Source organism: Gemmatimonadota bacterium (genome assembly GCA_016719105.1).
Taxonomy (GTDB): domain Bacteria; phylum Gemmatimonadota; class Gemmatimonadetes; order Gemmatimonadales; family Gemmatimonadaceae; genus SCN-70-22.
Genome location: JADKAQ010000003.1, coordinates 71,035 through 93,134, shown reverse-complemented (window position 1 = coordinate 93,134; position 22,100 = coordinate 71,035). Strand labels below are relative to the sequence as shown.

Sequence of the window (22,100 nt, the reverse complement as noted above, 5' to 3'; positions counted from 1 at the left end):
TTCAGTGATCGGGTGACGCGCTTGGCGCGGCGATTCCGAAGGTGCGGCGAATTCGAACGGTTCGTTCGAGCTCGTCGACCGACTGCAGGACTTTGAGGCGAAGGTCGAGCGGGAGTTCCTGGCGCTTCTCCAAAAAGGCGCGCACCGTCGCGAGCGCCGTGTCGCTCGACTGGCCCTCGACAAACGAGCCAATCCAGGCGCCCACGTAGAAGATGCGGCGGTTTCGCTGAATCCACGGGAGCGAGTCGAGCGCCGGAGTGAGGTACGGCAGGGAGAGCGACTGCGACTCCAGCGCGTTGAACCCCTCGAGCGACGCGGTCGCCCAATCCTCGTTGAGCGTCGAGTCAGCGAAGTAGCGCTCGAAGTAGTCGCGTTTGGTCGCTGCGTTCGGGCGCGCGGCGCCGGCCACGAAGGCGCGACGCACCCCCTCGGCCGATCGGTCGCGCGCGCGCTCCAGGGCGAGCAACGAGTCGGAGGCGGGATGCCCTACCGCCATCAGGCGGGTGATCATCGCCCAGCGGGTCGGCGGGCGAAGCGGTTCGCCGGCCACGCTCGCGCTGTCGAGCATCGTGACCATCTGGTCCATCGTGGAACCGGTCGACGCCACCCGCACCCATGCATCGAAGTGCGCCTTGCGAATGCCATACGGCGACTCCGCACGGTTGGCCCCGGCCAGCAAGGTGCGCTCTACATCGGGGAGGAAGGCGTCGCGCGAGACCGGGGAGAGGTAGGCACTGGTCGCGCGCGAGAGGCGCCCGACGATCCCGCTCACGATCTGCTCGTCGCGCTCGCGCGGGAGTTCGCGCAGCGCCATGCGCATGAAGCGCTCCGGCGCCACCAACGCCTCGCGCACCAGGTCCCACATGGCCCCCCAGAGCATCGCGCGCAGGAACGGATCGCGCACGCTTCCGATGTCCCGCTCGAGGGCACTGGCACTGCGTGGGTCGAGGAGGGTGAGGGCGTACGCGTAGTCGCGCGAGTTGGCGAAGACGAGCTCGGGGGCCGGACGCCCGGTCAGCTCCTCCACCACGGTCGTATCGCGCGTGAGGGTCAGCGGGATCCGTTGCGGTTCCCCGCGCTCTGCGAGCACGAGCAGTTCGAGGCGCATGGGCCACGGCCGCGCGCCGGAGAGCGCACGTGCCGGTCGCTGCACGATCGCGAAGCGGGCGATCTTGCCGTCACGGACCTCGAGCTTCTGCTCGAGCACGGGGAGCCCCGGGCGCAGGATGAAATCGTCCCCCCAAGTCCTCAGCGGTCGCTTGGCGGGGACGCTGATGGCGTCCAGAAGATCGCGCCACGTGGCGTTGGCGTACGAATGCCGCCGGATGAACAGCTGCAATCCGTCGCGGAATGCCTCGTCGCCGACGAGGAAGTTGAGCTGCTTGAGGATCCCGGGCGCCTTGTTGTAGACGATCGGTCCGTAGTTGCTCTTGGCCTGATCGAGGTTGGAGAGGCGCTGCCAGACGGGGGTAGTCCCGTCGGTGGCGTCGACGGCGTACGCCGCGGGCTTGTTGCGCAGGTAGAACGTCTTCCACGCCTCCGACGACGGGTCGATCGCGTCCTGCATCTTGGCCGCCATGTACGTCGCGAAGCCCTCCTTGAGCCAGAGGTCGTCGAACCACTGCATCGTCACGAGATCGCCGAACCACTGGTGTGCGATTTCGTGGTAGATGGTGGCGGTGCGCCCCAGCCGCTGCGGGAGCGTGGGGCGTTCGCGGAAGACGAAGCGCTCCTCACTGTAGAAGACGGCCCCCGGGTGTTCCATCCCGCCGAACGGGAAGGCCGGGGCGAGCACGAGGTCGAGCTTCTGGAAGGGAAAGCGGGTCCCGAAGTAGTCCTCGAGCCAGCTCGCCGCGCGATCGTTCGCGAGGATGATCGAATCGGCGTCGACGTCGGCCAAGCGCGACTTCCGGACGAAGAGCGAGATCGGCTTGCGGCTCCCCTTGGCCTGCAGCTCCTCCCACGGGCCAGCGGCGAAGGCGATGAGGTAGGTGCTGATCGGTTCGGTCTCGCGGAACGTCGTCACCACGCCGCGCGAGGTCGAGGCGCTGCGGAGCCGCGTCCCGTTCGCGACGGCCTTCCAGCCGAACGGGGTGGTGAGCGTGAGGGTGACCCGGGCCTTGAGATCGGGCTGGTCGAAGCAGGGAAAGAGGAGGCTCGCATCGGAGGGGACGAGGAGCGTGTAGAGATACGTGGCCGAGTCCGCCGGGTCCTTGACGCGGATGATGCTGGCGCCGGCAGCCGCAATTGGGGTAGCGAAGTCGAAATCGAGGCGATTGTTCCCCGCGTGCAGGGCGCTGGCCGGAACCCGGATGTGGGCGCCGGTGTGCGTCACGGCGGGGAGGGCCCGTCCGTTGGCGCGCACGCGCCCGTGCAACGTGCCGCGGAAGTCGAGGATGACCTCGGCAGGGCGACGCAGGTGAAAACGCACCGCCACGCGCCCAGTCGCCGAATCGGCGGCGGTGACGTCCATGACGAGGTCGTAACGGACGTCGCGCACACGGGCAGCGCGCTGGGTCGCCAGCGCCAGCGAAACGCCGGGGCCCGCGAGGGAATCGCGGGAGGGCTGCGCACCGGCGACGGACGCGGCCATGAGTGACGCGGCGAGGACGATCGGGCGCAGCGAGCGAGGCATGCGAGGAGCGTAGTCGAACACGGCATTGCACGGAAGAGGCCGTGCACGCTGCCACCGCGCGTTCACGGCGCCGGTGCAGGTGGCGGTCCTGATGCAGGTGCAGGTGCAGGTGCAGGTGCCGCGGAGCTGGAGGTGCGGGGGGGGACGACGATGCGCAGGCGGCGCTTTGCCACTACCGCGGATACAGTCGAGGTGGAATCTTCCGCCTGCCATTCGGCCATCGCCGAAGTTGGTGGCGACCGCGACAGGGCGACGCGACGCGCGGGCAGCGATCTGGCAGCGATCTGGCAGCGCGTCCGCGGTGCTTAGGTGGTGCTCTGGCCAGACCGCGCGCGCCCGGACGGCGTCCGGGCGATGCCGAGCCGGAGTGGTGTTGCCGTCGCGTCGTGTCGTGGCTTTTCCTACATCTCGAGTGAAACGGACATGCGCATCGCGAAGGTCGGTGTGATCGGGGCCGGCGCCATGGGGAGTGGGATCGCGGCGCTCGCCGCGTCGGCGGGGCTCCCCGTCGTGCTCCTCGACATCCCGGGAGATCCGGACAGGAATGGCGTGGCGCGCGGCGCGTTGCAGCGCGCGCTCAAGGCGAGGCCGGCGCCGTTCATGGAGGCGTCGCGCGCGGCGCTTGTGCAGACCGGGAACACGGAGGATCACCTGCACCTCCTGGCCGATTGCGACTGGATCGTCGAGGCCATCATCGAGCAGGTCGAGCCCAAGCGCGTGCTGTTCGAGCGCCTCGAGGCGGTGCGCAAGCCGACGGCGATCATCGCATCGAACACGTCGGGGATCCCGATGCAGCTGCTGCTCGAAGGGCGCAGCGAGGGGTTCCGCCGACATTTCCTCGGGACGCACTTCTTCAATCCGCCGCGCTACTTGCACCTGCTGGAGCTCATCCCCACGCCCGACACCTCGAGCGACGTGCTGACGGCCACGCGCGACTTCGCCGAGCGCGTGCTGGGCAAGGGAGTGGTGCTGGCGAAGGACGTCCCGGGCTTCATCGCCAACCGGCTCGGCATCTATGGGATGACGCGCACGTTGCGGCTGATGGAGGAGTTCGACCTCACGATCGACGAGGTGGACGCGCTCACCGGTCCGCTCATCGGGCGGGCCAAGTCGGCGACGTTCCGCACCGGCGACATCTCGGGGATCGACGTCCTGTCGCACGTGGCGACGGGGACGGGGGCGACGACGGGTGAGGACTTCGCCCTCCCCGCCTGGGTCGCAGCGCTGGTGGCGTCGGGGCGGCTGGGGGAAAAGACGGGGGCCGGCTTCTACAAGAAGGAGAAGAAGGCGATCCTCACGCTCGACTGGAAGACGCTCGACTACCGCCCGCAGCAGCAGGCCAGCTTTCCCGAGTTGGCCTTCGTGGAGAAGGCCCCGCTACCGCAGCGCCTCAAGGCGCTGACGACGGCTGGTGGCAAGCACGCGGAGTTCCTGCGCGCATTGCTCCTGACGGTGGGGCACTACACGATCGAGAAGACCCCCGAGCTGGCGCACGACATCGTCTCGGTCGACCGGGCGATGGAGTGGGGCTACGCCTGGGAGATGGGTCCGTTCCGCCAGCTCGATGCGATGGGGCTCGACTTCGTGCGCGCAGGGCTGGCGCAGCGCGGACTCGCCGAGCCGGTGCTGCTGCGCAAGGCGCAGGAGTCCTTCTATCGTGACCTGAGCAGCGGGCCGCGCGCCCTCACCTTTGCCGGCGACTATGCGCCGATCGAGCCGATCCCGGCGCAGATCGATCTCCCGCTCGTCCACCTGCGCAACGGCGCCGTCGACAAGAACGAGTCGGCGGCGATCCTCGACCTGGGGGATGGTGTCCTCCTGCTCGAGTTCCGCGGGAAGATGAACACGCTGGGGGCGCCGGTGCTCGCCCTGCTCGAGAAGGCGCAGCACAAGATTGCGGCTGGCGGCTACGCCGGCCTGGTGATCGGCAACTGCGACCCCCGCACCTTCTCGGCCGGCGCCGACCTGGGCGCCGTCGTGCAGGGGGTGCAGGACGGGGACTGGACACGGCTCGAGCAGGCCGTCCACACGTTCCAGCAGGGGGTGATGTCGGTGCGGCGGGCCCCCTTCCCCATCGTCGCGGCGCCGTTCGGGTTGGCCCTCGGCGGCGGGTGCGAGTTCTCGCTGCACGCGGCCCGCGTGCAGGCACACGCCGAGCTGTACATGGGGCTCGTCGAGGTCGGCGTCGGCCTGCTGCCGGGCGGCGGCGGGACCAAGGAGCTCCTCTTCCGGTTCACCAAGGAGCTGGCCGCGTACGAGGAGGCCGATCCGTTCGAGGCGGTGAAGCGCGCCTTCAAGACGATCACGATGGCGACCACCAGCACCAGCGCCCTCGAGGCGCGTACGCTGGGCTTCCTGCGCGAGTCCGATCGCATCTCGATGAACCGGGACCGGCTCCTCGCCGACGCCAAGGCGCGGGTGCTCGACCTCGCCCCCGACTACGTGGCGCCCCCGCCGATGACCATCCGTGCGTTAGGCAAGGAGGCGATGGGGAACCTGCAGTACGGCGTGTGGGCCATGCGCGAGGCCGGCTACATCACGGCGCACGAGGTGACGATCGCCACGCACGTCGCCTACGTGCTGTCGGGGGGTGACGGCCCGCCGCGCGACGTCACCGAACAGGACGTGCTCGACCTCGAGCGCGAGGCCTTCCTCACTCTCCTCGGCACCAAGGAGACGCAGGAGCGCATCGTGCACACGCTCAAGACCGGCAAGCCGCTTCGCAACTAGCCCCGACGGAGACGAGAGACATGCAAGACGCAGTGATCGTGAGCGCGGTGCGGACCGCGGTGGGGCGCGGCAAGAAGGACGGCTCGCTCGCCGGCGTGCACCCGATCGACCTGTCGGCCATCGTCCTGCAGGAGGCGATCAAGCGCGCCGACTTGGATCCGCGCACCATCGACGACGTGATCTGGGGATGTGCGATGCCCGAGGGGGCGCAGGGACTCAACGTCGCGCGCCTCGCCGTCCTGCGCGCACGCCTCCCGGTCGATGTGCCGGCCGTGACCGTCAACCGCTTCTGTTCCTCCGGGCTGCAGACGATCGCGATGGGCGCGCAGGCCATCATGAGCGGGATGGCCGACGTCATCGTCGCCGGCGGCGTCGAGATGATGAGCCAGGTCCCGATGTCGGGCTACCACGCGCGACTCCACCACGGAATGACGGAGGAGATGATCGCGATGGGGCTCACCGCCGAGCGCGTGGCCAAGCGCTGGAGCGTGAGTCGCGTGGATCAGGATCAGTATGCCTATGAGAGCCACGCCAAGGCCGCGCGGGCGCTCGAGCGAGGGGCGTTCACCGACCAGATCGTCCCGGTCCCCGTGGAGCGCGTCACCTGGCGGGGGACCAAGAAGGAGGTCGAGGAGGGGTACTTCGCCGTCGATGAGCTGGTGCGCACCGACACGAGTGCCGAGCGCCTGGCCAAGCTCCCCGCCGCCTTCATGATGGGGGGGAGCGTCACCGCCGGCAACGCCTCGCCCTACAGCGATGGAGCAGCGGCGGTGGCGCTGATGAGCGAGTCACGCGCCAGGACCCTGGGGCTGCGTCCCCTGGCCCGGCTGGCCGGCTACGCCGTGGCGGGGGTCGATCCCGACATCATGGGCGTGGGTCCGATCAAGGCGGTCCCCAAGGCGCTGGCCAAGGCGGGGATCGGGGTCGAGCAGCTCGCCCTCATCGAGTTCAACGAGGCCTTCGCCTCACAGGCGCTGGCGGTCGCGCGCGACCTGCAGTTCCCCATGGACCGGGTGAACGTGAACGGCGGTGCCATCGCGCTGGGGCACCCGTTAGGCGCGACCGGGGCCAAGCTCACCACGCAGCTCGTGCACGAACTCGGGACCCGTGGCGGTGGCTACGGGCTGGTGACGATGTGCATCGGCGGCGGGATGGGGGCGGCGGGGGTGTTCGAGGTCTTCCCCGCCTGACGGCGGCGCCACCACCACCTTCCCCGCCCCGTACGGCCCCGGCGCAGCTCGTGCCGGGGCCGTCACGATTCGGCATGGTCGTCAGGGGCAATCCGGCGCGAGGCGGCCGAGCGTACCGACGACGTCCCGGTCCCCGCGTCCCTCCCGCGCCCTCACGGCGCCGCGACGCTCCCGGCGTCGACGGCGCGCACCGCCACCTCACCGAGCGCCGCGACCGCCCGATCGAGCTGCGCGAACCGCGCATCCTTCGTGAACCCCTTCACGTAGCGCGCGAAGATCTGCTGGGCGATGACGGCGACCTTGAACAACCCGAAGGCGTAGTAGAAGACGGGCTGCGACACGTCGCGCCCGGTCATCGCCGCATAACGAGCCACGACCTCCGTCCGCGTGAGGTTGCCGGGGAGCGCCGTGACACCGAGTCCCAGCGCCCGGAGGAGCGGCGGGTCCCCCGCCTCCACCCAGTAGGCGAGCGTCGTCCCGAGGTCCATCAGGGGGTCGCCGATGGTCGCCATCTCCCAGTCGAGCACGGCCACCACCCGTGCGGGGTCGTCGACGTCGAGGACGAGGTTGTCGTACTTGAAGTCGTTATGCACGAGCGTGGCCGCACTCTCGCCGGGGCGCGAGCTGTCGAGCCACCTGGCGATGCGCTCCACCGCGGGCTGGTCGCCCGTGCGTGCCGCCTCGTAGCGACGGATCCACCCCGAGACCTGCCGCTCGACATATCCGTTGGGATTGCCGAGCCCGTCGAGCCCCGCGCCGCGGTAGTCGATCGAGTGGATCTCCGCCAGCGTGTCGATCGCCCCCTCGGAGATGCGGCGCATGGTGGCGGCATCGAGGTCGCGCCCCTCCGGAAGGCGGTCGCGCAGGATGATCCCGGTGGCGCGCTCCATCAGGTAGAAAGGCGCGCCGAGGACCGACGGGTCGTCGCAGATGGCGCAGATGCGCGGGACGCGCGCGTACACCGGGCCTAACGCGGCCAGCAGGCGCGCCTCGCGCACCACGTCATGGGCGACCCCCTTCCCCACGCCGAACGGCGGCCGCCGCAGCACGAACGTGCGGTCGCGACACTCCACGAGGTAGGTGAGGTTGGAGAAGCCGCGCGGGAACTGCGAGACGCGGACGTCCCCGGCGCTGGCCAGCCCGTGGGCCTGCAAGAAGGCGCCTAACGCCCCGGCGTCGAGCGCTTCCCCCTCACGCACGGGAACCGGGCGGTCGATCGCCCCCTCGTTCATTCGCGCACGGTGACGCCATACCCCTTGAGGATCCGGCGCGCCACCACGCTCTTGTGCACCTCGTCGGCGCCGTCGTAGATGCGCGCGGCGCGCTCGTGGCGGAACCAGTAGGCGAGCGGCGTGTCGTCGGTCATGCCGAGCGCACCGTGCACCTGGATGGCCCGGTCGAGCACGCGTTGCAGGACGCCGGCGGCGAAGAACTTGATCGCCGATACCGCTTCGCGCGCCGCCTTGGCCCCGTGCGCGTCGATCTGTCGGGCCGTGTCGAGGATGAGCAGCCGCGCCGCGTCGATCTCGGCGCGCGAATCGGCGATCATGTGCTGCACGCTCTGCTTTGTGCCGAGCACGACCCCGGGTGACAGTTCGCGGGTCGCGGCGTGGCGGCACGTGAGGTCGAGCGCGCGCTCGCAGATCCCCATCCAGCGCATGCAGTGGTGAATGCGTCCCGGGCCCAGGCGTTCCTGCGCAAGCGCAAAGCCCGCCCCCTCGTCCCCGATGCGGTTGGTGACGGGGACGCGGCAGCGTTCGAAGCGCACCTCGCCGTGCGTCGCGTATCCCTCGCCTTCGTCGCCCATGACCTTGATGTTGCGCACCAGGGAATATCCCGGCGTGTCGGTCGGGACGATGATCTGCGAGGCACGCTGGTGCGGCGGGGCGCCTGGATCGGTCACCGCCATGACGATCGCGAAGGCCGAACCATCGGCCGCCGACGTGAACCACTTGTGCCCGGTGATCACGTACTCGTCGCCCACGCGCTCGGCGCGCGCTTCCATCCAGACCGGGTTGGATCCGGCGCGCTCGGGCTCGGTCATCGCGAAGCACGAGCGGATCTCGCCGCGCGCCAGCGGCGCGAGCCACTGCCGCTGCTGCTCGGCGCTGCCATGCCGATGCAACAACTCCATGTTCCCGATGTCGGGGGCCTGGCAGTTGAGCGCGTAGTGCCCGATGGGGGTGCGCCCGAGTTCCTCGCTGATGGCGGCGAAGTCGAGGAACGGAAGGTCGCGCCCGCCGAGGTCGTGCGGGAGATGGGGAGCCCAGATGCCGCGCGCGCGCGCCTCGGCGCGGGCGGCATCGAGCGCGGGGAGCACCGCCGACCACGGCTCGTTGAGGTAGCGATGCTCGAGCGGCAGGAGGACCGTGTCGACGAAGTGGCGGACCTGGGCCCGCAGCGTCGGTTCGTTAGGCATGCAGGGCCCGCCCGTGGCGGGCGATGGTCAGTGGAAGGCTCGCGCGTGGCGGGCCGTGGTCGGGCGGTGCAGCGCGGCTCGCGCCCGCCCGTCTAGATCGTGACGCCGCCATCGACCATGTAGGTCCCGCCGGTGCAGAACGACGACGCAGGCGAGGCCAGGAAGAGGGCGAGTCCGGCGACATCCTCGGGTTCTCCCATGCGAGCGATGGGCTGTGTCGCCATCACATGCTGCAAGACCTTCTCGTTCCCCCACAGGGCCTGACTGAAGTCGGTCTTGATCAGCCCCGGGCAGATGGCGTTGACCCGCACGCCGCGCGCGCCCCACTCCTTGGCCATGACCTGCGTTAGGCTGAGCAGCGCCGCCTTGCTCACGCTGTAGATGCCGAGGTTGGGCTCCGGCGAGACGCCACCAATCGAGGAAATGTTGATGATCGATCCGCCACCGCGCGCCACCATCGCCGGGAGCATGCGCTTCGCCAGTTCGAACGGCGCGCGCAGGTTGACGTCCATGATCTTGGCGAACGCCTCCGGCGACGTCTGTTCGACGGGACCGTAGACGGGGTTGGTCGCGGCGTTGTTCACGAGGATGTCGATGCCAGCATGCGCGGCGAGGACTCGGTCGGCGAGGGCGTGCAACTCGTCGAGCCGCCCGACATTCGAGGGCATCCCCTCCGCCGAGTGGCCGGCGGCGCGCAGCGCGTCGACCGTCTGCTGCACCGCCGGCTCCTTGCGCGAGCTCACAATGACGTGGGCGCCTGCCGCCGCGAGGGCGGCGGCGATGGCGCGCCCGATGCCGCGGGTGCCACCAGTGACGAGGGCGATCTTGCCGGAGAGGTCGTGCGTCATGAGGAGGCGTGTTGGAAAGGTGTCCGCGCGGAATCTGGCGGCCCCCCGCCAAGCGCGCGAGGTGGAAGCACCGCTACTGCGCCACGCGATTCACCACCGGGAGGACGATCTTCGACGGCTTGCTTGCCGACCGGTAGATGCGCTGCGTCGCGACGGTGAAGTCGCCCTCCTTCGCCTCGAAGATGTTCGGGATGAACTTCTGCGGATTGCGGTCGATGAGGGGGAACCAGGTGCTCTGCACCTGCACCATCACCCGGTGCCCCTTCTTGAAGGTGTACGCCTGCGTGTGGAGGTCGATCGTGAAGTCGGTGGGCGTGTTGGGGGTGATCGGCGCGGGCTTCTCGTTGCTCTTGCGATAGCGTCCGCGGAAGACCTCGTTGGCGACCATGAACTGGTAGCCGTTCATGAAGAGCGGCGTCATCCCGGTATCCGGATAGACGTCGATGAGTTTCACGATCCAGTCGGCATCGCTCCCGGTGGTGGCGGCGTGCAAGGTGACGCTGATGTCGCCAGCGATCGTCAGGTCCTCGGTGAGCGTGGCGAGCTCCCACGAGGCCACGTCAGGGCGGTTGTGGGCAAAGCGCTGGTCGTCGGTGAGCCAGCGACTCCAGGTGGAGCCTGCCCCGTAGGTCGCCGCGATGGGACGCGGGCGATATGGGACCGGCTTGGAGGGATCGGACACGTACGCGTCGTACGCGTTGGGCCCCGTCGACTTCGGCGGTTCCCAGCCTAACGCTCCCCCTTCGCGCATGTACAGCGCGCGCGACGACACCGCCTCCTTGGGGGGCCACGCGCCATAGCGGCGCCACTCGTTGGCGCCGGCCTCGAAGACCAGCGCCTCGGGGAGCGACAGCGAGCCCTTGTCGTGCAGGTACTTCGCGAAGAACGGTGCCATGATCGAGTCGCGGAAGAAGCGCCCCGTGGGCTGGCCGAACTGGATGTTCCCTAACGAGGCGCCATCGCCGCCCATCCACCCGCCATGGTTCCACGGGCCGACGACGAGGAAGTTCTGGTTGCCGCGATCGTGCTTCTCCAACTCGCGATAGATGGTGATGGGGCCGTAGAAGTCCTCCTGGTCCCACCAGCCGGCGACGTTGAGCGTGGGGATGCTGACGCGCGTGAGGTAGCCCTTCATGGCCTGGCGCTGCCAGAAGGCGTCGTAGTCAGGCCGGCGCGAGAAGTCGTTCCAGGTGGGGATCTTCCCCTTCAGCAACTTGTCGTTGACGTTCTTGAGCGACCCGAGCTTGAGGTACCAGTCGTACGTGTCGTACTCATCGAAGGAGAACTGCGTCACGTCCTTCCCCGACTCCATCATCGTCGCGTACTCGAAGCCGTAGCTCAGCCGGAACGCGCCGTTGTGGTGGAAGTCATCGCCGAGCCACATGTCCGATGGCGACGCCTGCGGCGACACGGCCTTGAGCGCGGGGTGCGGATCGAGCATCGCCATGGCGGTGAGCCACCCGGGGTACGACACCCCGGTCATCCCGACGCGTCCGTTGTTGCCGGGGACGTTTTTCAGGAGCCACTCGATGCTGTCGTAGGCATCGGTGCTCTCGTCGATCGCCTTGGGATCGTTGCGATCCTGCCGCGGCGCGCGCTGCATGACGAACTCCCCCTCGGACTTGAACTTCCCGCGCGCATCCTGCGACACGAAGATGTAGCCGTCCTTGGCCAGGAAGCCGTAGCCGCGCGCGATGCCCGCGGCCTCGAACCCGTCGATGCCGTACGGCGTGCGGATGAACATGAACGGGAGCGGCTGCGTCGTCCCCTTCGGGACGAAGATCTTGGTGTACAGCTTCACGCCGTCGCGCATCGGAATCATGACCTCCGTGCGCGTGAAGGTCGTGTCCTGTGCCGGCAGTGCAGCTGTGGCGAGTTGGAGTACAACCGCCGCGACTATCCCAGCGAAACCCGTGCGCATACCGCCCTCCGATAAAGGCCGTCGATCTCGTCTTCCCGTGGTCCGTGCATCCTGCGTCTCGACCTAGAGCGCCGCGATCGCCTGGATCTCGATCTGGTACCCGTAGTGCAGCTCCTTCACCGGCACCACCGCGCGCGCGGGCTTGTGGTCACCCATCACGCGCGCGTAGGCCACGTTCACCTCGCCCCACAGCGAGATATCGCTCACGTAGATCGTCATCTGCAGCACCTTGTCGAGCCCACTGCCGGCCGCCTGCAGCACCGCTTCGACGTTCCGCAGCGTCTGCTCGGCCTGTTGCGCCATCGACCCCACCGTGCGATCGCTGCTCCCGGGGACGATGGGGAGTTGGCCGGCGACGTAGACGACGCCGTTGTGCACGATCCCTTGCGAGTAGTGACCGGCAGGCAGCGGGGCCGCCTCGGTGGTTACGATCTGCATGGTGGACTCCGTGGATCAGAAGGTGAGGGGGATGGCCGGGCGCACGATCCCGGAGCACTCGCCGAGCCCGATCGAGACGTGCCCCGCGCGCACGCCGTGCGCGCGCAGGATCACCTCGTCACCGTCCTCGAGGAAGCGACGCACCTCACCATTGGGGAGGGTGATCGGCTCGGTGCCCCGCCAGGTGAGTTCGAGCAGGCAGCCGCGGCTCGTCTTGTCGGCCCCCGAAATGGTCCCGCTCCCCAGCAGGTCGCCGGGCTGCAGGTTGCACCCGTTGCTCGCGTGATGCGTGAGGAGCTGCGCCATGGTCCAGTACAGGTCGCGCGACGTGCCGTGCGAGAGTTGGACCGCGTCGAGCCCCTCGTTGCGCATGCGTTCGGTGCGCAGCCAAACTTCAATCTGCAGGTCGATCCCGCCGTGCGCCTGGTCGGCCGCATCGGCGAGGTAGGGGAGCGGGACCGGATCGCCGATGGCCCGCGCGAACGCCGGCACGCGAAAGGGGGCCAACGCCTCGAACGTCACCACCCAGGGCGACAGCGTCGTGGCGAAGTTCTTGGCGAGGAAGGGCCCCAGCGGCTGGTACTCCCACGCCTGGATGTCGCGCGCCGACCAGTCGTTGAGGAGGGCCACGCCGAACAAGTGGTCCGCGGCCTCCTCGATGGGGATCACGTCGCCTAACGCGTTGCCACGCCCCACGAAGATCCCGAGTTCGGCCTCGTAGTCCATCCGGCGGCTCGGCGCCCGGCTGGGTGGTGCCCCCTCGTCGCCGGCCAGCTGTCCGTGGGGGCGGACGACCGGCGTTCCGCTCACCACGAGCGACGACGCGCGGCCGTGATAGCCGATCGGGACCCACTTGTAGTTGGGAAGGAGCGGGTGGTCGGGACGGAACATCGAACCGACGTTGGTCGCGTGGTAGACCGACGCATAGAAGTCGGTGTAGTCGCTCACGTCGGCCGGCAGCCGCATCTCGGCCGCCTCCTGCGCCAGGAGGAGCGACCCGGCCCGCCCGCGCGCCGCGCGCCCGGCGTCGGTGTCGTCGCGCAGGACTTCGCTCACGGCACGACGGAGTGCCGACCACGACGTCGGACCTAACGACATGAGCCCGTTCAGCGACGGCGAGGCGCAGGTCCGTGCGGCGCGCCCGGCCTCGCCGTCCAGAAAGCCGGCCTGGTGGGCCGCGGCCACGTCGAGGATCATCGCCCCGATCGCCACCCCCACTCGCCACGGTTCGTCGCTCCGCCGGCGCCGATACACCCCATACGGAAGGTTCTGGATTGGGAAATCGGTGGCGCCATCGTTGGCGCTGGCGACCCACGATCGCAGGTCGGGACGATGCGTCTCGTTCAGCATGGCGTCAGGTGGCGTACAGGGTACCGAGGTCGTCCAGCGGCTCGCGGAACGAACAGGAGCCGAATGCGAGGGCAAAATCGTGGCGCATGGTGGCGATCGCGGCCTGCGACGCGCGCCCTCCCTCCCAGCGAATCTCGTCGTCGTGAATGCCGAGCATCGCTCGCTCGCGCCCCTCGAGCGTTCGCAGGATCGCGTCGAGCGGGGCGCCGTCACGCGCCTGCGCCGCCGCGAGGAAGACGTTGAGGTAGCCGAACATCGTCCCGTGCGGCGCATCCGGCGCGTAGGTGAGCCGGTACTCGCCACGCATCGGGTGGTGCAGCCCCGCGGTCGCCTTGAACGCGAGACCTAACACGGAGCACCCGTGGAGGAAGCGCGCCACGTCGCGAGCGGCCGGGAATGCGTCGGGCGACACGCCGCCCGTGCGCATCTTGGCGCGCGCGCCAATGGCCTGGATGGCCGCGAGGAGCGGAACGACGTCGACCGCGAGCGGGATCTCGACGAAGTGCTGCAGTTCGTCGAACGTCCCCGCCAGCTGCTGCACCTGCTCGATCGACGTCGCACGCGATTCGACACTGTCGACCATCGCCAGCGGGGCGTGTGCCGCATTGAACTCGGCAATGCTGGCGGCATCGGCCGACGCGGCGGGGCCGGACAGCGCGCTGATGCGCCACGGCGACGCCCCGCGACCACCGTCGGCACGCCACGCGTCGGCCCCTTCCGCGGCCAGCGCCTGGAGCTTCGCGGCGGGGACGACCAGCCGCCCCAGCGCCCACGCGTCCGGCCCGTCGCGATAGGCACGGTAGTTGGCCACCACGGTGGCCAGATCGAGCGACGCCGGCGGGAAGAGCCCCGCATAGTCGATCGCCGCGCCCAGCAGCGCGCGCACCGCGCGATGCGCGAGGAGCCCGTTGGTCATCGCGAGCGGGACCGCCGGCGCGCGCCTCCCGAACGGCCGCGCGGCTTCGACGGCGTCCTCGACGTCCCCTTCGACGTCCCCTTCGCCTTCGCCTTGACCTTCACTCTCGTCCCGGACTTGGCCTTCGTCTTCGACGTGCCCTTGGTCCCGGTCGTGGCCTTGGTCCTGGTCTTGGAACCGGCTTTCGTCTTCGTCCTGGCCTTCGTCTTCGTCGTCTTCGTCTTGGCCTTCGACTTCGACCGGGACGTCAGCGCTGACGCCGGCGAGGTCGCTCCCACGTGTTCGTGCGGATGCCGCGCGGCGACGTGATGCGTCTTCGGGAGTTCCTTCTTCTGCTTGGGCGGTTCGAGGATCGAGCCGCGACACGCCGCCGTCCCGCAGCGGCACATGTACAGCTTCTCGTCCTCCGCCGTCGTGCTCTCGTCGCGGGCGTAGGCGTAGTCGTAGTACAGCTCCTCGCCAGCTGCAATGTCGCGCAGCGCCTCGATGTAGATGCGCCCGTCGTCGTCGATCGCCTCGCAGTTGGGATCGCACGAGTGGTTGATGAAGCGCGCATCGTTCCCCTGCACCGCTCCGTCGATCACGGTGCGCGACGTCACGGCAAAGAGAAACGTGTGGTGCCGGCGCTGGGCGTCGTCGTCGTAGCGCGTGTCGGCTTCCTTCCAGCTAATGCGTTCGCCCCCGTACTCCACGATGCGTTCGCCGGCCGCGATGTTGCGCGAGGCGAACCCGCCGCGCCCCTGGATGGAGGAGCGTCGCACGATGAACGGCTGCGGATCGGCCACTGGCTTGGTCGGCATCGTCACTTCCCCGCGGCGGCGAGGGCAGCACGCACACGCTTCCGGAATCGCTCGGCGATGGTCCGTCCCATCTCGGTCTCGTTGGCCACCCACTCGGCGTTGCGAAACGCCAGCGGGTTCCCCGCCCGTTCGCGATACTCGGCGAGCCATGGCTCGATGCGCGTGTAGAGCAGGAGCCCCTCGCCGTTGCTCTCCAGCATGAAGTCGGCGTGCATGACCCCGTGTCGCGCCATCGCGTAGACCATCTCCCAGAACGAGGTGCACTGACGCCAGGCGGCGTTGAGCGGATGATCGTGCTTGGTCACGGCCATCACCTCGTCGAGCGACGTCGGGAGGAAGGTGCCGTTGATCAAGGTGCGCGACTCGCGCATGACGGGCTCACGCCGCAGGTCGTACAGCTTGAGCACGAGCTCGGCGTCGTAGTGGTCCGGATAGTCCTTCGTCAGCACGGGGTTCTCGGGAAGGCGTTGGTCAGGCGCAACGGCGCGCCACGAGGGCAATCGTCTCCCTCGGCGTGGCGGAGTATGGCGCTGCCGACCTATTGCCGCCAGTGAGTCGCTGCGTCGCGGAGAGCCGACGGGCTCACGCGGTCGGCGCCCCGCGGCCCCACCTGCCCGACGCGCGGTCACCGATGCGACGCGGGGCGAGGGAGCCTAACGCTCCCTCGCCCCGCTCGCCCCACCACGCAAACCGCGATCAGCGCATCCAGTTTCCCGGAAAGCGAGGACGCCCGCGGCGGCGAGGCGGGCAGTGATCGACGCCGACCCCTCCCCCACGGATCACGACGCCGATGATGTCGCCGATCCCTTCGCCACCGCGTCCCGTACCGATCCCACCGCCACCACCGCCACCGTTCCCCGTCCCCTGCATCGAGGGCACGTCGACCGGGAGCGCGGAGGGACGCGGGGCGACCGACGGGACGCTCGGAACGTCGCTCTGCGGAGCCGGCGCTTGCGGCGTCTCGGCCGGCGTCTCGGCGACCTGCACTTCCTGCTGCGGTTCAGGCGCCGGCGAATGCGTCTCGTTCTGCTGGAGATTGGCCGATCGTGCCGCCACGCGACGAGGGGCCGGGGCGCGCTGCACCGGCGCCGCGCCGTTCGACTGCTCGATCTCCGACACGAAACGCGTCGCCTGATACGCGCCCGAGGCACTGGCGAGCTCCGGACGCGCCGAGGACGCCGCCTCGAGGTCCTTCCTCAGGTCGTCAGTGATCGTGGCCGAGTCGGACGCACCCCGGCCGCACGCCATCGCGACGAGCGCGATCGGAACGAGCTTTCGTACGAGGTTGGTTCGCATCATTCCCCCGACTGTGGGACAGTCCAACGACCGGCACTCTCGCGCCTCCGTGACCCGCTCCAATGCACGGACCAGGCCATGTGCTCGACACGCGTTTTCACTGGGAGCACACGCCCTAAGGTACTACCGAGTGTCCTCTTTCGCTGACAGGGGGGCGTCCCTTGAGCGGGACACGACCAGGACGCCCGTCCTCACCAGCCAGACACTCCCCGACGCTCACTCCCCGACCGCGCCCAGCTCTCTAACGGCGCGGCTCGTCAGGTCGGTCGACCCCGTCCGGAGCTACCTGGTCATCGCCGCGCAGGCCGCGCCGACGGTCGACGGTGCGCCGTATCTGGCGTGCACCACGCGCGCCGAGCCGTCGGACGAGACGACGACGGTGAAGAGATCATCGTAGAAGTCGTCGCAGAGGTCGGGGAGCTTGGGGCCCCCCAGCGCGGTGACGATGGCCGGCACGGTGTTACTGTGTCCGACGACCAGCACCGTGCGCCCGGCGTGCCGAGTCTTGATCGCCTGCGCGATCCCGGCCACGTGCTCGGCGACCCCTCCCTTCACGTCGATCACCTCCGGGGTGATCCCCAACGCCGTGGCCAAGGGAGCCGCGGTTTGCCGGGTCCGCTGGAACTGTGTCGTGATGACAGCCGAGACGCCCGCCTCGCGCCCGATGGCTACGAGGGCCTGCGCGCGCGACTCGCCGGCGGCCGAGAGCGGGACATCACCGCTCGGCGCCGACTTCTCGGCGTGGCGCACGACGAGAACGACCGTGTCGGCCTCGCGTTGCGCGAGGGGTGTCGCGACCAGCGCGGCGAGCGCCAAGGGGGCGATGAGCTTGAGGGAGATCATGTCGCGCGGTTGCTCCGGCCAAGGGTGTCTGGGTTCCGACTCAGCATCACTGGTCCTACGGGTGCGCTGCCCACTACCACTGCATCCTCGCGCGCAGCGCCGTCACGTGGGCCACGTGATGGTCGCCATGCCACGCATACAACCCGAGGAGGTGGTGAAGCGTATGCTCCCCCGAGTCGGGGTGGACGTAGCGCCGATCGAAGTCCGCGTCGTTCATGGACCGCAGCAGGCGCACGAAGCGATCGTGCACCGCATCCAGCAGCTGCAACGACACCTCGATCGGGGTGCTGCGGGAGTCCTCGAGTTGCGCCCACGCCACCTCGTCATACGGCCGGATCGTCGGCCGATCCTCGGTGAGGGCCAGCTTGAGGCGAACGTACGCGTTGAGGTGCGAATCGGGGAGGTGATGCACTACCTGACGAACAGTCCATCCATCCGGCCGGTACGGCGTGTCGAGCTGTTCGTCCGAGAGCCCGGCGACGGCGGCACGAAGGGCCGACGGGGTCGCCGCGATGCGCGCGATCTGGGCTGCGCGCCAGGTGGCGGAGAACGCGGTCGGCGGCGCGTAGCGGCCGATGGGATAGCGCAGGTCCGGTGCAGTCATGATCGAGGGGAAGTCGCGTGACGTGACGGGCGCATGGGGCAGGTTCGAACGAAGCTAGCCATCCGGTCGACCGAACCAAACCGGGCCAGTGAGGGGGGGCGAGGTTGTGCCGCGGCGTTCGGGAGTGCAGCCTTTGGCGTCCTCTATCCCGAGCCCTCCATGTCCGGTCGTCCGATCGCGTTCGGCTGTGCCCTCGCCCTGCTCGCCGTCGCAGCTGTCTCCCCTCGCGCCGCGCAGGCCCAGCGTGCGCTCAAGGTGTACATCTCCGTCGACATGGAGGGGATCACCGGCGTGGTGAGCAGCGATCAACTCGGCCCCACGTCGTTCGAGTACCAGCGCGCGCGCGAGTGGATGACGGGCGAGGCACTCGCGGCGATCCAGGGGGCGCGAGATGCGGGCGCGACCGAAATCGTCGTCAGCGATTCGCACGGCAACGGGGAGAACCTGCTCATCGACCAGTTCCCCGACGACATCACGATCGTCCGCTCGTGGCCGCGCCCCAACATGATGATGGAGGGGGTCGACTCGTCGTTCGCCGCGGCGGTCTTCATCGGCTACCACTCGGGAACGTCGAACGTGAAGGGGGTACGGGCGCACACGATGTCGAGCGCCACGTTGACGGGAGTCAAGCTCAACGGGCGCGAGGTGCCCGAGGGGGGGATCAACGCGGCGATCGCCGGCTACTACGGCGTCCCGATCGTGATGGTCTCGGGAGACGATGCGGCGGTGGCCGAGGTGTCGCCCTTTGGCGTCGGGATGGAGGGGGCGATCGTGAAGCGCGCCATCTCCTTCCACTCCGCCGCCACGATGACCCCCAAGGCCGGGCAGGCGCTGATCCGCGCGCGGGTGAAGGCCGGGGTCGAGAAGCGCGCGCGCATCACCCCGTACGTCCTCAGCGGCGCCGTCACCGCCGACATCTCGTTCAAGCACTACCGCGCCGCGGAGATGCTTACCTACCTCCCGATCGTAACGCGGGTCGATGCCCACACGATTCGCTTCACGGGCAAGAACATCCTCGAAGTCTCACGCTTCCTCGAGTTCGTCAACACGTACCAGACCGACCTCACGCCCTAACGACAGGGGGCCCCGCCCCCGCCCATCGGCCGACACGCACTCGCCACCCCTGCCTGCGGAACGTGGGCAGGGGTGGCTACGTTTCGGGATGGATGGTCGCGCACCCGCGCGCGCCGCCACACCGCACGAGGAGTCACTGCATGGAATGGATTGCCGACCCCCAAGCCTGGATCGGCCTGCTGACGCTGACGGTGCTCGAGGTCGTCCTCGGCATCGACAACATCATCTTCATCTCGATCCTCTCGTCCAAGCTGGACAAGGGCGATCAGATGAAGGCGCGCCGCCTGGGGCTGCTCGGCGCCTTCTTCACCCGCATCCTGCTGCTGCTCTCGATCGCCTGGATCGTGCGGCTGACGACCCCGCTGTTCACCATCGCCGGGATCGGCTTCAGCGGGCGGGCGCTCATCCTGCTGCTCGGCGGCCTCTTCCTCATCGGCAAGGCGACCTACGAGATCCACGACAAGCTCGAGGGGACCGAACACGCCGCCGGCGCCACGCCCAAACAAGCGGCGCTCACGGCGGTCGTCGTGCAGATCATGCTCGTCGACATCGTCTTCTCGCTCGACTCGGTGATCACCGCGGTGGGAATGGTGAGTCACATCCCCATCATGATCGGCGCCAACATCATCGCGCTCGGCATCATGCTGCTGGCGGCCAACCCCATCGCCGACTTCGTCGACCAGCACCCGACGATCAAGATCCTCGCCTTGTCGTTCCTCGTCCTCATCGGGACGAACCTGGTGGCCGAGGCGCTGGGGCATCACATCCCCAAGGGCTACACCTACTTCGCGATGGCCTTCTCGTTCCTCGTGGAGATGCTCAACCTGCAGCTGCGCAAGCGCGCGGCGGCGCCCGTGCGGCTGCACGACACCCCGCGCACGAGCGACGTCGCGCCCGCCACGGCCGGCGGCGGTGCGCCACGCAGCCCCTCCCGCGCGGGAGCAGGCGCCGGGGGCGCCTCGGGGAGTGCTCCCTCCGGCGGCAAGCGCAAACGGAAGCGTTAGGCGCTCGCGCCTACGCGCCCACGCGCACTTCTACGCACGCCCCCAAACGCACACGCGCGGCCGACCGGAACTCCCGGGCGGCCGCGCGTCTCTCGTCAGAAGGTCACCAGTTGAACTGCAGCCCCGACGTGAAGATGCGATCGTTCTTGGCCCGTCCCGTTTCGGGGAGGTTGTCGAAGCGGATCACGTAGGCAAACTTCATCCCGATGTGCGACGAGATCGGCGCGACCAACGCGGTCTCCGAGTTCACGCGATAGTCCTCGGAGGTATCGAGGTTGGGGAGGAACTCGACCCCCTGCTGGAAGTACGCGGCCTTCGTGAAGTTGTGGCGGTAGACCGTGGCGCTGCGCACCGAGGCGAAGCTCTTGTTCGTCCCGTCGACCGCGCGCTGCTGGTTCATCCCGAGCCCCGCCTCCAGCGACCAGGCGTCGTTGGCCAGCGTCACGAGCTTGGCGGAGACGCCGAGCGCCTCCTCGAAGCGGCGCGAGATGCCGGCGAAGGTGTTGCGATCGAAGCCCGCATACCCGAAGAGCGCGAGTCGCGGATGGAACGACCAGTCGCTGCGCCAGTTGGTGAAGAGGAGGTTCGACGTCTGCTTGCCGTCCTGGCTGGCGTAGACGGAGCCGAACTGCTGCTTGTGCTCCCACTTCCCGGCGCGGAGGACGAGCTTCTCCCCGAGGTTGAAGGCGCTGATCTCGGTGTTGCCGGTGGTGCTGACGTAGCCGATGTCGGCGTTGAGTTCGCGCGGCTTGGGCTTGTCCTGCGCGTGGAGTCGCGTGGCAAGGAGCGGCGCGATGGCGAGGGTCGCGGCGGCCAGCGGCCACCAGCGACGGAACGTCGAGGTCATGTGGAATTGGGCTGGCGGTGATCCCGGCGGACGATCCGTTCGCCCGCCCGTCGGGAAGCTAGCGCCGCCGGGTGATCAGCCGCAACGCACCGCCGGACGGTCGTTAGGCCGAGCTCGCCACACCGGCGCCACCGCGCACGATGCGCGCCGTGGTCGTCACCTGCCCGGCGTGACGCTGCGCATGCTCCGCGGCGTGGAAGAGCAGGCCGAGCACGGTTGACGGCAGGCGCCCCCGCCCGACCGTGCGCGGCGCGAGCAGCTCGTCCGGACGTGACGACCAGTGCTGCAGCTGGCGGAGCGCGTCGTCGAGCGCCTCGGCCACCTCGCGCCAGAGCGCCGCGCCATCCGGCCGCGGCTCCGGCACCGTGCGCTCGGCGGCCAACCGGGCCAGTTGCGCCTCGACGAGCGCCTCCCCGCGGGCATAGGTGAGGAGACGGTCGGTACTCCCCGCCAGGTGGCGCGCGTGGTACGCCACGCTCGGGGCCCCGCCGGGCGTCGTCCACGCCTCCTCGGTCGAACGGGACGGCAGGAGGCGTGCCATTTCCTCGCGAACCTGTTGGAAGGCGTGCGCCGCCGGCTGCAACAGCGGCGCGATTCCCGGGACCGGCCCCCGCAGCCAGGCCTCCGGTTCACTCACAGGTAGCGGGTCTTGAGGATGCCCACATGATGCAGCTCGTGCCCGGCGGTGACCCAGGCCAGGGCCCGAACGCTCATCACGTTGTTGCTGGCGACGCCGCGCCGCAGCCACTCGGTCGCATTCAGCGAGGCGAAGAGGAGGACCGAGGCCCGCCGAACGGCCTCGAACTCGTCGCATAACGAGGCCAGCGATCGGTCATCGAAGCTGGCACTCGTGATGTAGGCATTCTCGTCGAACGACGCGAGCGCCGTTTCGTCGGCGCGGGCGAAGCGCAGGGCGCGGTACGTGAAGATCCGCTCCGCGTCGATCAGGTGCCCGACCACCTCGCGAATGCTCCACTTGCCGGGGGCGTAGCGGGCGAGCGACTTCTCCTCGTCGATCGAGCGCAGGAACGCCAGCGTCGTGTCGTGCTGCGTGGACAGCGTCTCCACCACGTCCGCCGTCGGGACGTGGCCCACATAGCCCGCGTAGTACGGCGCGTACTCGGTCGCGTCGGGACGGGTCGTGCGAATGACGTGAACGTGTGACATGGGACCGGGATGATGAGA

The 22,100-nt window shown here is 69.1% G+C and carries 20 protein-coding genes; 4 read left to right on the top strand and 16 right to left on the bottom strand.

Going from position 1 to position 22,100, the window contains the following annotated elements; all coding sequences use genetic code 11:
- Nucleotide 1: 1 nt before the first annotated feature.
- Nucleotides 2-2,593 (bottom strand): ERAP1-like C-terminal domain-containing protein, encoded by a 2,592-nt coding sequence (locus IPN47_07145; GenBank protein ID MBK9407817.1) that lies wholly within the window; start codon nt 2,591-2,593, stop codon nt 2-4.
- Between the two features lie 465 nt (nt 2,594-3,058).
- On the opposite strand from IPN47_07145, the gene IPN47_07140 reads away from it, so the two are divergent.
- Together IPN47_07140 and IPN47_07135 are read left to right on the top strand one after the other, a co-directional pair.
- Nucleotides 3,059-5,365, top strand: a complete 2,307-nt coding sequence (locus IPN47_07140) for an enoyl-CoA hydratase/isomerase family protein (GenBank protein ID MBK9407816.1) — start codon at nt 3,059-3,061, stop codon at nt 5,363-5,365.
- A 20-nt stretch (nt 5,366-5,385) separates the two neighbouring features.
- Complete coding sequence (locus tag IPN47_07135) at nt 5,386-6,555, top strand: thiolase family protein (GenBank protein MBK9407815.1); 1,170 nt, start codon at nt 5,386-5,388, stop codon at nt 6,553-6,555.
- Between the two features lie 152 nt (nt 6,556-6,707).
- Here the strand turns inward: IPN47_07135 and IPN47_07130 are convergent, their stop codons facing one another.
- The 12 genes from IPN47_07130 to bstA all read right to left on the bottom strand — a co-directional run bounded on the left by IPN47_07130 (nt 6,708) and on the right by bstA (nt 17,990).
- Entirely contained in the window at nt 6,708-7,787 is a 1,080-nt protein-coding gene (locus tag IPN47_07130; GenBank protein ID MBK9407814.1) for a phosphotransferase family protein, read from the bottom strand.
- Complete coding sequence (locus tag IPN47_07125; GenBank protein MBK9407813.1) at nt 7,784-8,974, bottom strand: acyl-CoA dehydrogenase family protein; 1,191 nt, start codon at nt 8,972-8,974, stop codon at nt 7,784-7,786. The genes IPN47_07130 and IPN47_07125 overlap by 4 nt, the downstream gene beginning before the upstream one ends.
- A 92-nt stretch (nt 8,975-9,066) precedes the next feature.
- The gene (locus IPN47_07120) at nt 9,067-9,822 is read right to left on the bottom strand and encodes a glucose 1-dehydrogenase (protein ID MBK9407812.1); all 756 of its coding nucleotides are present in this window, start codon (nt 9,820-9,822) and stop codon (nt 9,067-9,069) included.
- A 73-nt stretch (nt 9,823-9,895) separates the two neighbouring features.
- Nucleotides 9,896-11,743, bottom strand: a complete 1,848-nt coding sequence (locus IPN47_07115; GenBank protein MBK9407811.1) for a CocE/NonD family hydrolase — start codon at nt 11,741-11,743, stop codon at nt 9,896-9,898.
- A gap of 63 nt (nt 11,744-11,806) precedes the next feature.
- On the bottom strand, nt 11,807-12,181 hold the full coding sequence (locus IPN47_07110; GenBank protein MBK9407810.1) for a RidA family protein: 375 nt from the start codon (nt 12,179-12,181) through the stop codon (nt 11,807-11,809).
- A 15-nt stretch (nt 12,182-12,196) separates the two neighbouring features.
- The gene (gene fahA, locus IPN47_07105; GenBank protein MBK9407809.1) at nt 12,197-13,531 is read right to left on the bottom strand and encodes a fumarylacetoacetase; all 1,335 of its coding nucleotides are present in this window, start codon (nt 13,529-13,531) and stop codon (nt 12,197-12,199) included.
- 4 nt (nt 13,532-13,535) lie between these two features.
- Nucleotides 13,536-14,447 carry a hypothetical protein gene (locus IPN47_07100; GenBank protein ID MBK9407808.1) on the bottom strand — a complete coding sequence of 304 codons (912 nt, stop codon included), beginning with the start codon at nt 14,445-14,447 and terminating at the stop codon, nt 13,536-13,538.
- On the bottom strand, nt 14,444-15,247 hold the full coding sequence (locus IPN47_07095) for an SET domain-containing protein-lysine N-methyltransferase (protein MBK9407807.1): 804 nt from the start codon (nt 15,245-15,247) through the stop codon (nt 14,444-14,446). Before IPN47_07095 ends, IPN47_07100 begins: the two co-directional genes overlap by 4 nt.
- A gap of 2 nt (nt 15,248-15,249) precedes the next feature.
- Nucleotides 15,250-15,696: a hypothetical protein gene (locus IPN47_07090; protein ID MBK9407806.1), complete on the bottom strand. Its 447-nt coding sequence runs from the start codon at nt 15,694-15,696 to the stop codon at nt 15,250-15,252.
- Between the two features lie 247 nt (nt 15,697-15,943).
- Complete coding sequence (locus tag IPN47_07085; GenBank protein ID MBK9407805.1) at nt 15,944-16,546, bottom strand: hypothetical protein; 603 nt, start codon at nt 16,544-16,546, stop codon at nt 15,944-15,946.
- Between the two features lie 279 nt (nt 16,547-16,825).
- Nucleotides 16,826-17,386, bottom strand: coding sequence for a histidine phosphatase family protein (locus IPN47_07080; GenBank protein MBK9407804.1), 561 nt, complete (start codon nt 17,384-17,386; stop codon nt 16,826-16,828).
- 73 nt (nt 17,387-17,459) lie between these two features.
- Nucleotides 17,460-17,990, bottom strand: a complete 531-nt coding sequence (gene bstA, locus IPN47_07075) for a bacillithiol transferase BstA (GenBank protein ID MBK9407803.1) — start codon at nt 17,988-17,990, stop codon at nt 17,460-17,462.
- 159 nt (nt 17,991-18,149) lie between these two features.
- Between bstA and IPN47_07070 the strand changes: the two genes are divergently transcribed.
- Nucleotides 18,150-19,064, top strand: a complete 915-nt coding sequence (locus IPN47_07070; GenBank protein ID MBK9407802.1) for a M55 family metallopeptidase — start codon at nt 18,150-18,152, stop codon at nt 19,062-19,064.
- A gap of 140 nt (nt 19,065-19,204) precedes the next feature.
- The gene (locus IPN47_07065; protein ID MBK9407801.1) at nt 19,205-20,068 is read left to right on the top strand and encodes a TerC family protein; all 864 of its coding nucleotides are present in this window, start codon (nt 19,205-19,207) and stop codon (nt 20,066-20,068) included.
- A gap of 103 nt (nt 20,069-20,171) precedes the next feature.
- Here IPN47_07065 and IPN47_07060 read toward each other — a convergent pair whose 3' ends face one another.
- The 3 genes from IPN47_07060 to IPN47_07050 form a co-directional block, all read right to left on the bottom strand.
- Nucleotides 20,172-20,915 (bottom strand): DUF481 domain-containing protein, encoded by a 744-nt coding sequence (locus IPN47_07060; protein ID MBK9407800.1) that lies wholly within the window; start codon nt 20,913-20,915, stop codon nt 20,172-20,174.
- A gap of 103 nt (nt 20,916-21,018) precedes the next feature.
- Nucleotides 21,019-21,552, bottom strand: a complete 534-nt coding sequence (locus tag IPN47_07055; GenBank protein MBK9407799.1) for a DinB family protein — start codon at nt 21,550-21,552, stop codon at nt 21,019-21,021.
- Nucleotides 21,549-22,082: a DinB family protein gene (locus IPN47_07050; protein ID MBK9407798.1), complete on the bottom strand. Its 534-nt coding sequence runs from the start codon at nt 22,080-22,082 to the stop codon at nt 21,549-21,551. Before IPN47_07050 ends, IPN47_07055 begins: the two co-directional genes overlap by 4 nt.
- Nucleotides 22,083-22,100: the final 18 nt, after the last annotated feature.

Bases quoted from the DNA above. Each gene is read 5' to 3' on its own strand.
- IPN47_07130 (MBK9407814.1), bottom strand. From the start codon at position 7,787: ATGAACGAGGGGGCGATCGACCGCCCGGTTCCCGTGCGTGAGGGGGAA.
- fahA (MBK9407809.1), bottom strand. From the start codon at position 13,531: ATGCTGAACGAGACGCATCGTCCCGACCTGCGATCGTGGGTCGCCAGC.
- IPN47_07060 (MBK9407800.1), bottom strand. From the start codon at position 20,915: ATGACCTCGACGTTCCGTCGCTGGTGGCCGCTGGCCGCCGCGACCCTC.
- IPN47_07125 (MBK9407813.1), bottom strand. From the start codon at position 8,974: ATGCCTAACGAACCGACGCTGCGGGCCCAGGTCCGCCACTTCGTCGAC.
- IPN47_07110 (MBK9407810.1), bottom strand. From the start codon at position 12,181: ATGCAGATCGTAACCACCGAGGCGGCCCCGCTGCCTGCCGGTCACTAC.
- bstA (MBK9407803.1), bottom strand. From the start codon at position 17,990: ATGACTGCACCGGACCTGCGCTATCCCATCGGCCGCTACGCGCCGCCG.
- IPN47_07135 (MBK9407815.1), top strand. From the start codon at position 5,386: ATGCAAGACGCAGTGATCGTGAGCGCGGTGCGGACCGCGGTGGGGCGC.
- IPN47_07070 (MBK9407802.1), top strand. From the start codon at position 18,150: ATGTCCGGTCGTCCGATCGCGTTCGGCTGTGCCCTCGCCCTGCTCGCC.
- IPN47_07145 (MBK9407817.1), bottom strand. From the start codon at position 2,593: ATGGCCGCGTCCGTCGCCGGTGCGCAGCCCTCCCGCGATTCCCTCGCG.
- IPN47_07100 (MBK9407808.1), bottom strand. From the start codon at position 14,447: ATGACCAACGGGCTCCTCGCGCATCGCGCGGTGCGCGCGCTGCTGGGC.
- IPN47_07080 (MBK9407804.1), bottom strand. From the start codon at position 17,386: ATGATCTCCCTCAAGCTCATCGCCCCCTTGGCGCTCGCCGCGCTGGTC.
- IPN47_07140 (MBK9407816.1), top strand. From the start codon at position 3,059: ATGCGCATCGCGAAGGTCGGTGTGATCGGGGCCGGCGCCATGGGGAGT.
- IPN47_07065 (MBK9407801.1), top strand. From the start codon at position 19,205: ATGGAATGGATTGCCGACCCCCAAGCCTGGATCGGCCTGCTGACGCTG.
- IPN47_07120 (MBK9407812.1), bottom strand. From the start codon at position 9,822: ATGACGCACGACCTCTCCGGCAAGATCGCCCTCGTCACTGGTGGCACC.
- IPN47_07095 (MBK9407807.1), bottom strand. From the start codon at position 15,247: ATGCCGACCAAGCCAGTGGCCGATCCGCAGCCGTTCATCGTGCGACGC.
- IPN47_07050 (MBK9407798.1), bottom strand. From the start codon at position 22,082: ATGTCACACGTTCACGTCATTCGCACGACCCGTCCCGACGCGACCGAG.
- IPN47_07115 (MBK9407811.1), bottom strand. From the start codon at position 11,743: ATGCGCACGGGTTTCGCTGGGATAGTCGCGGCGGTTGTACTCCAACTC.
- IPN47_07085 (MBK9407805.1), bottom strand. From the start codon at position 16,546: ATGATGCGAACCAACCTCGTACGAAAGCTCGTTCCGATCGCGCTCGTC.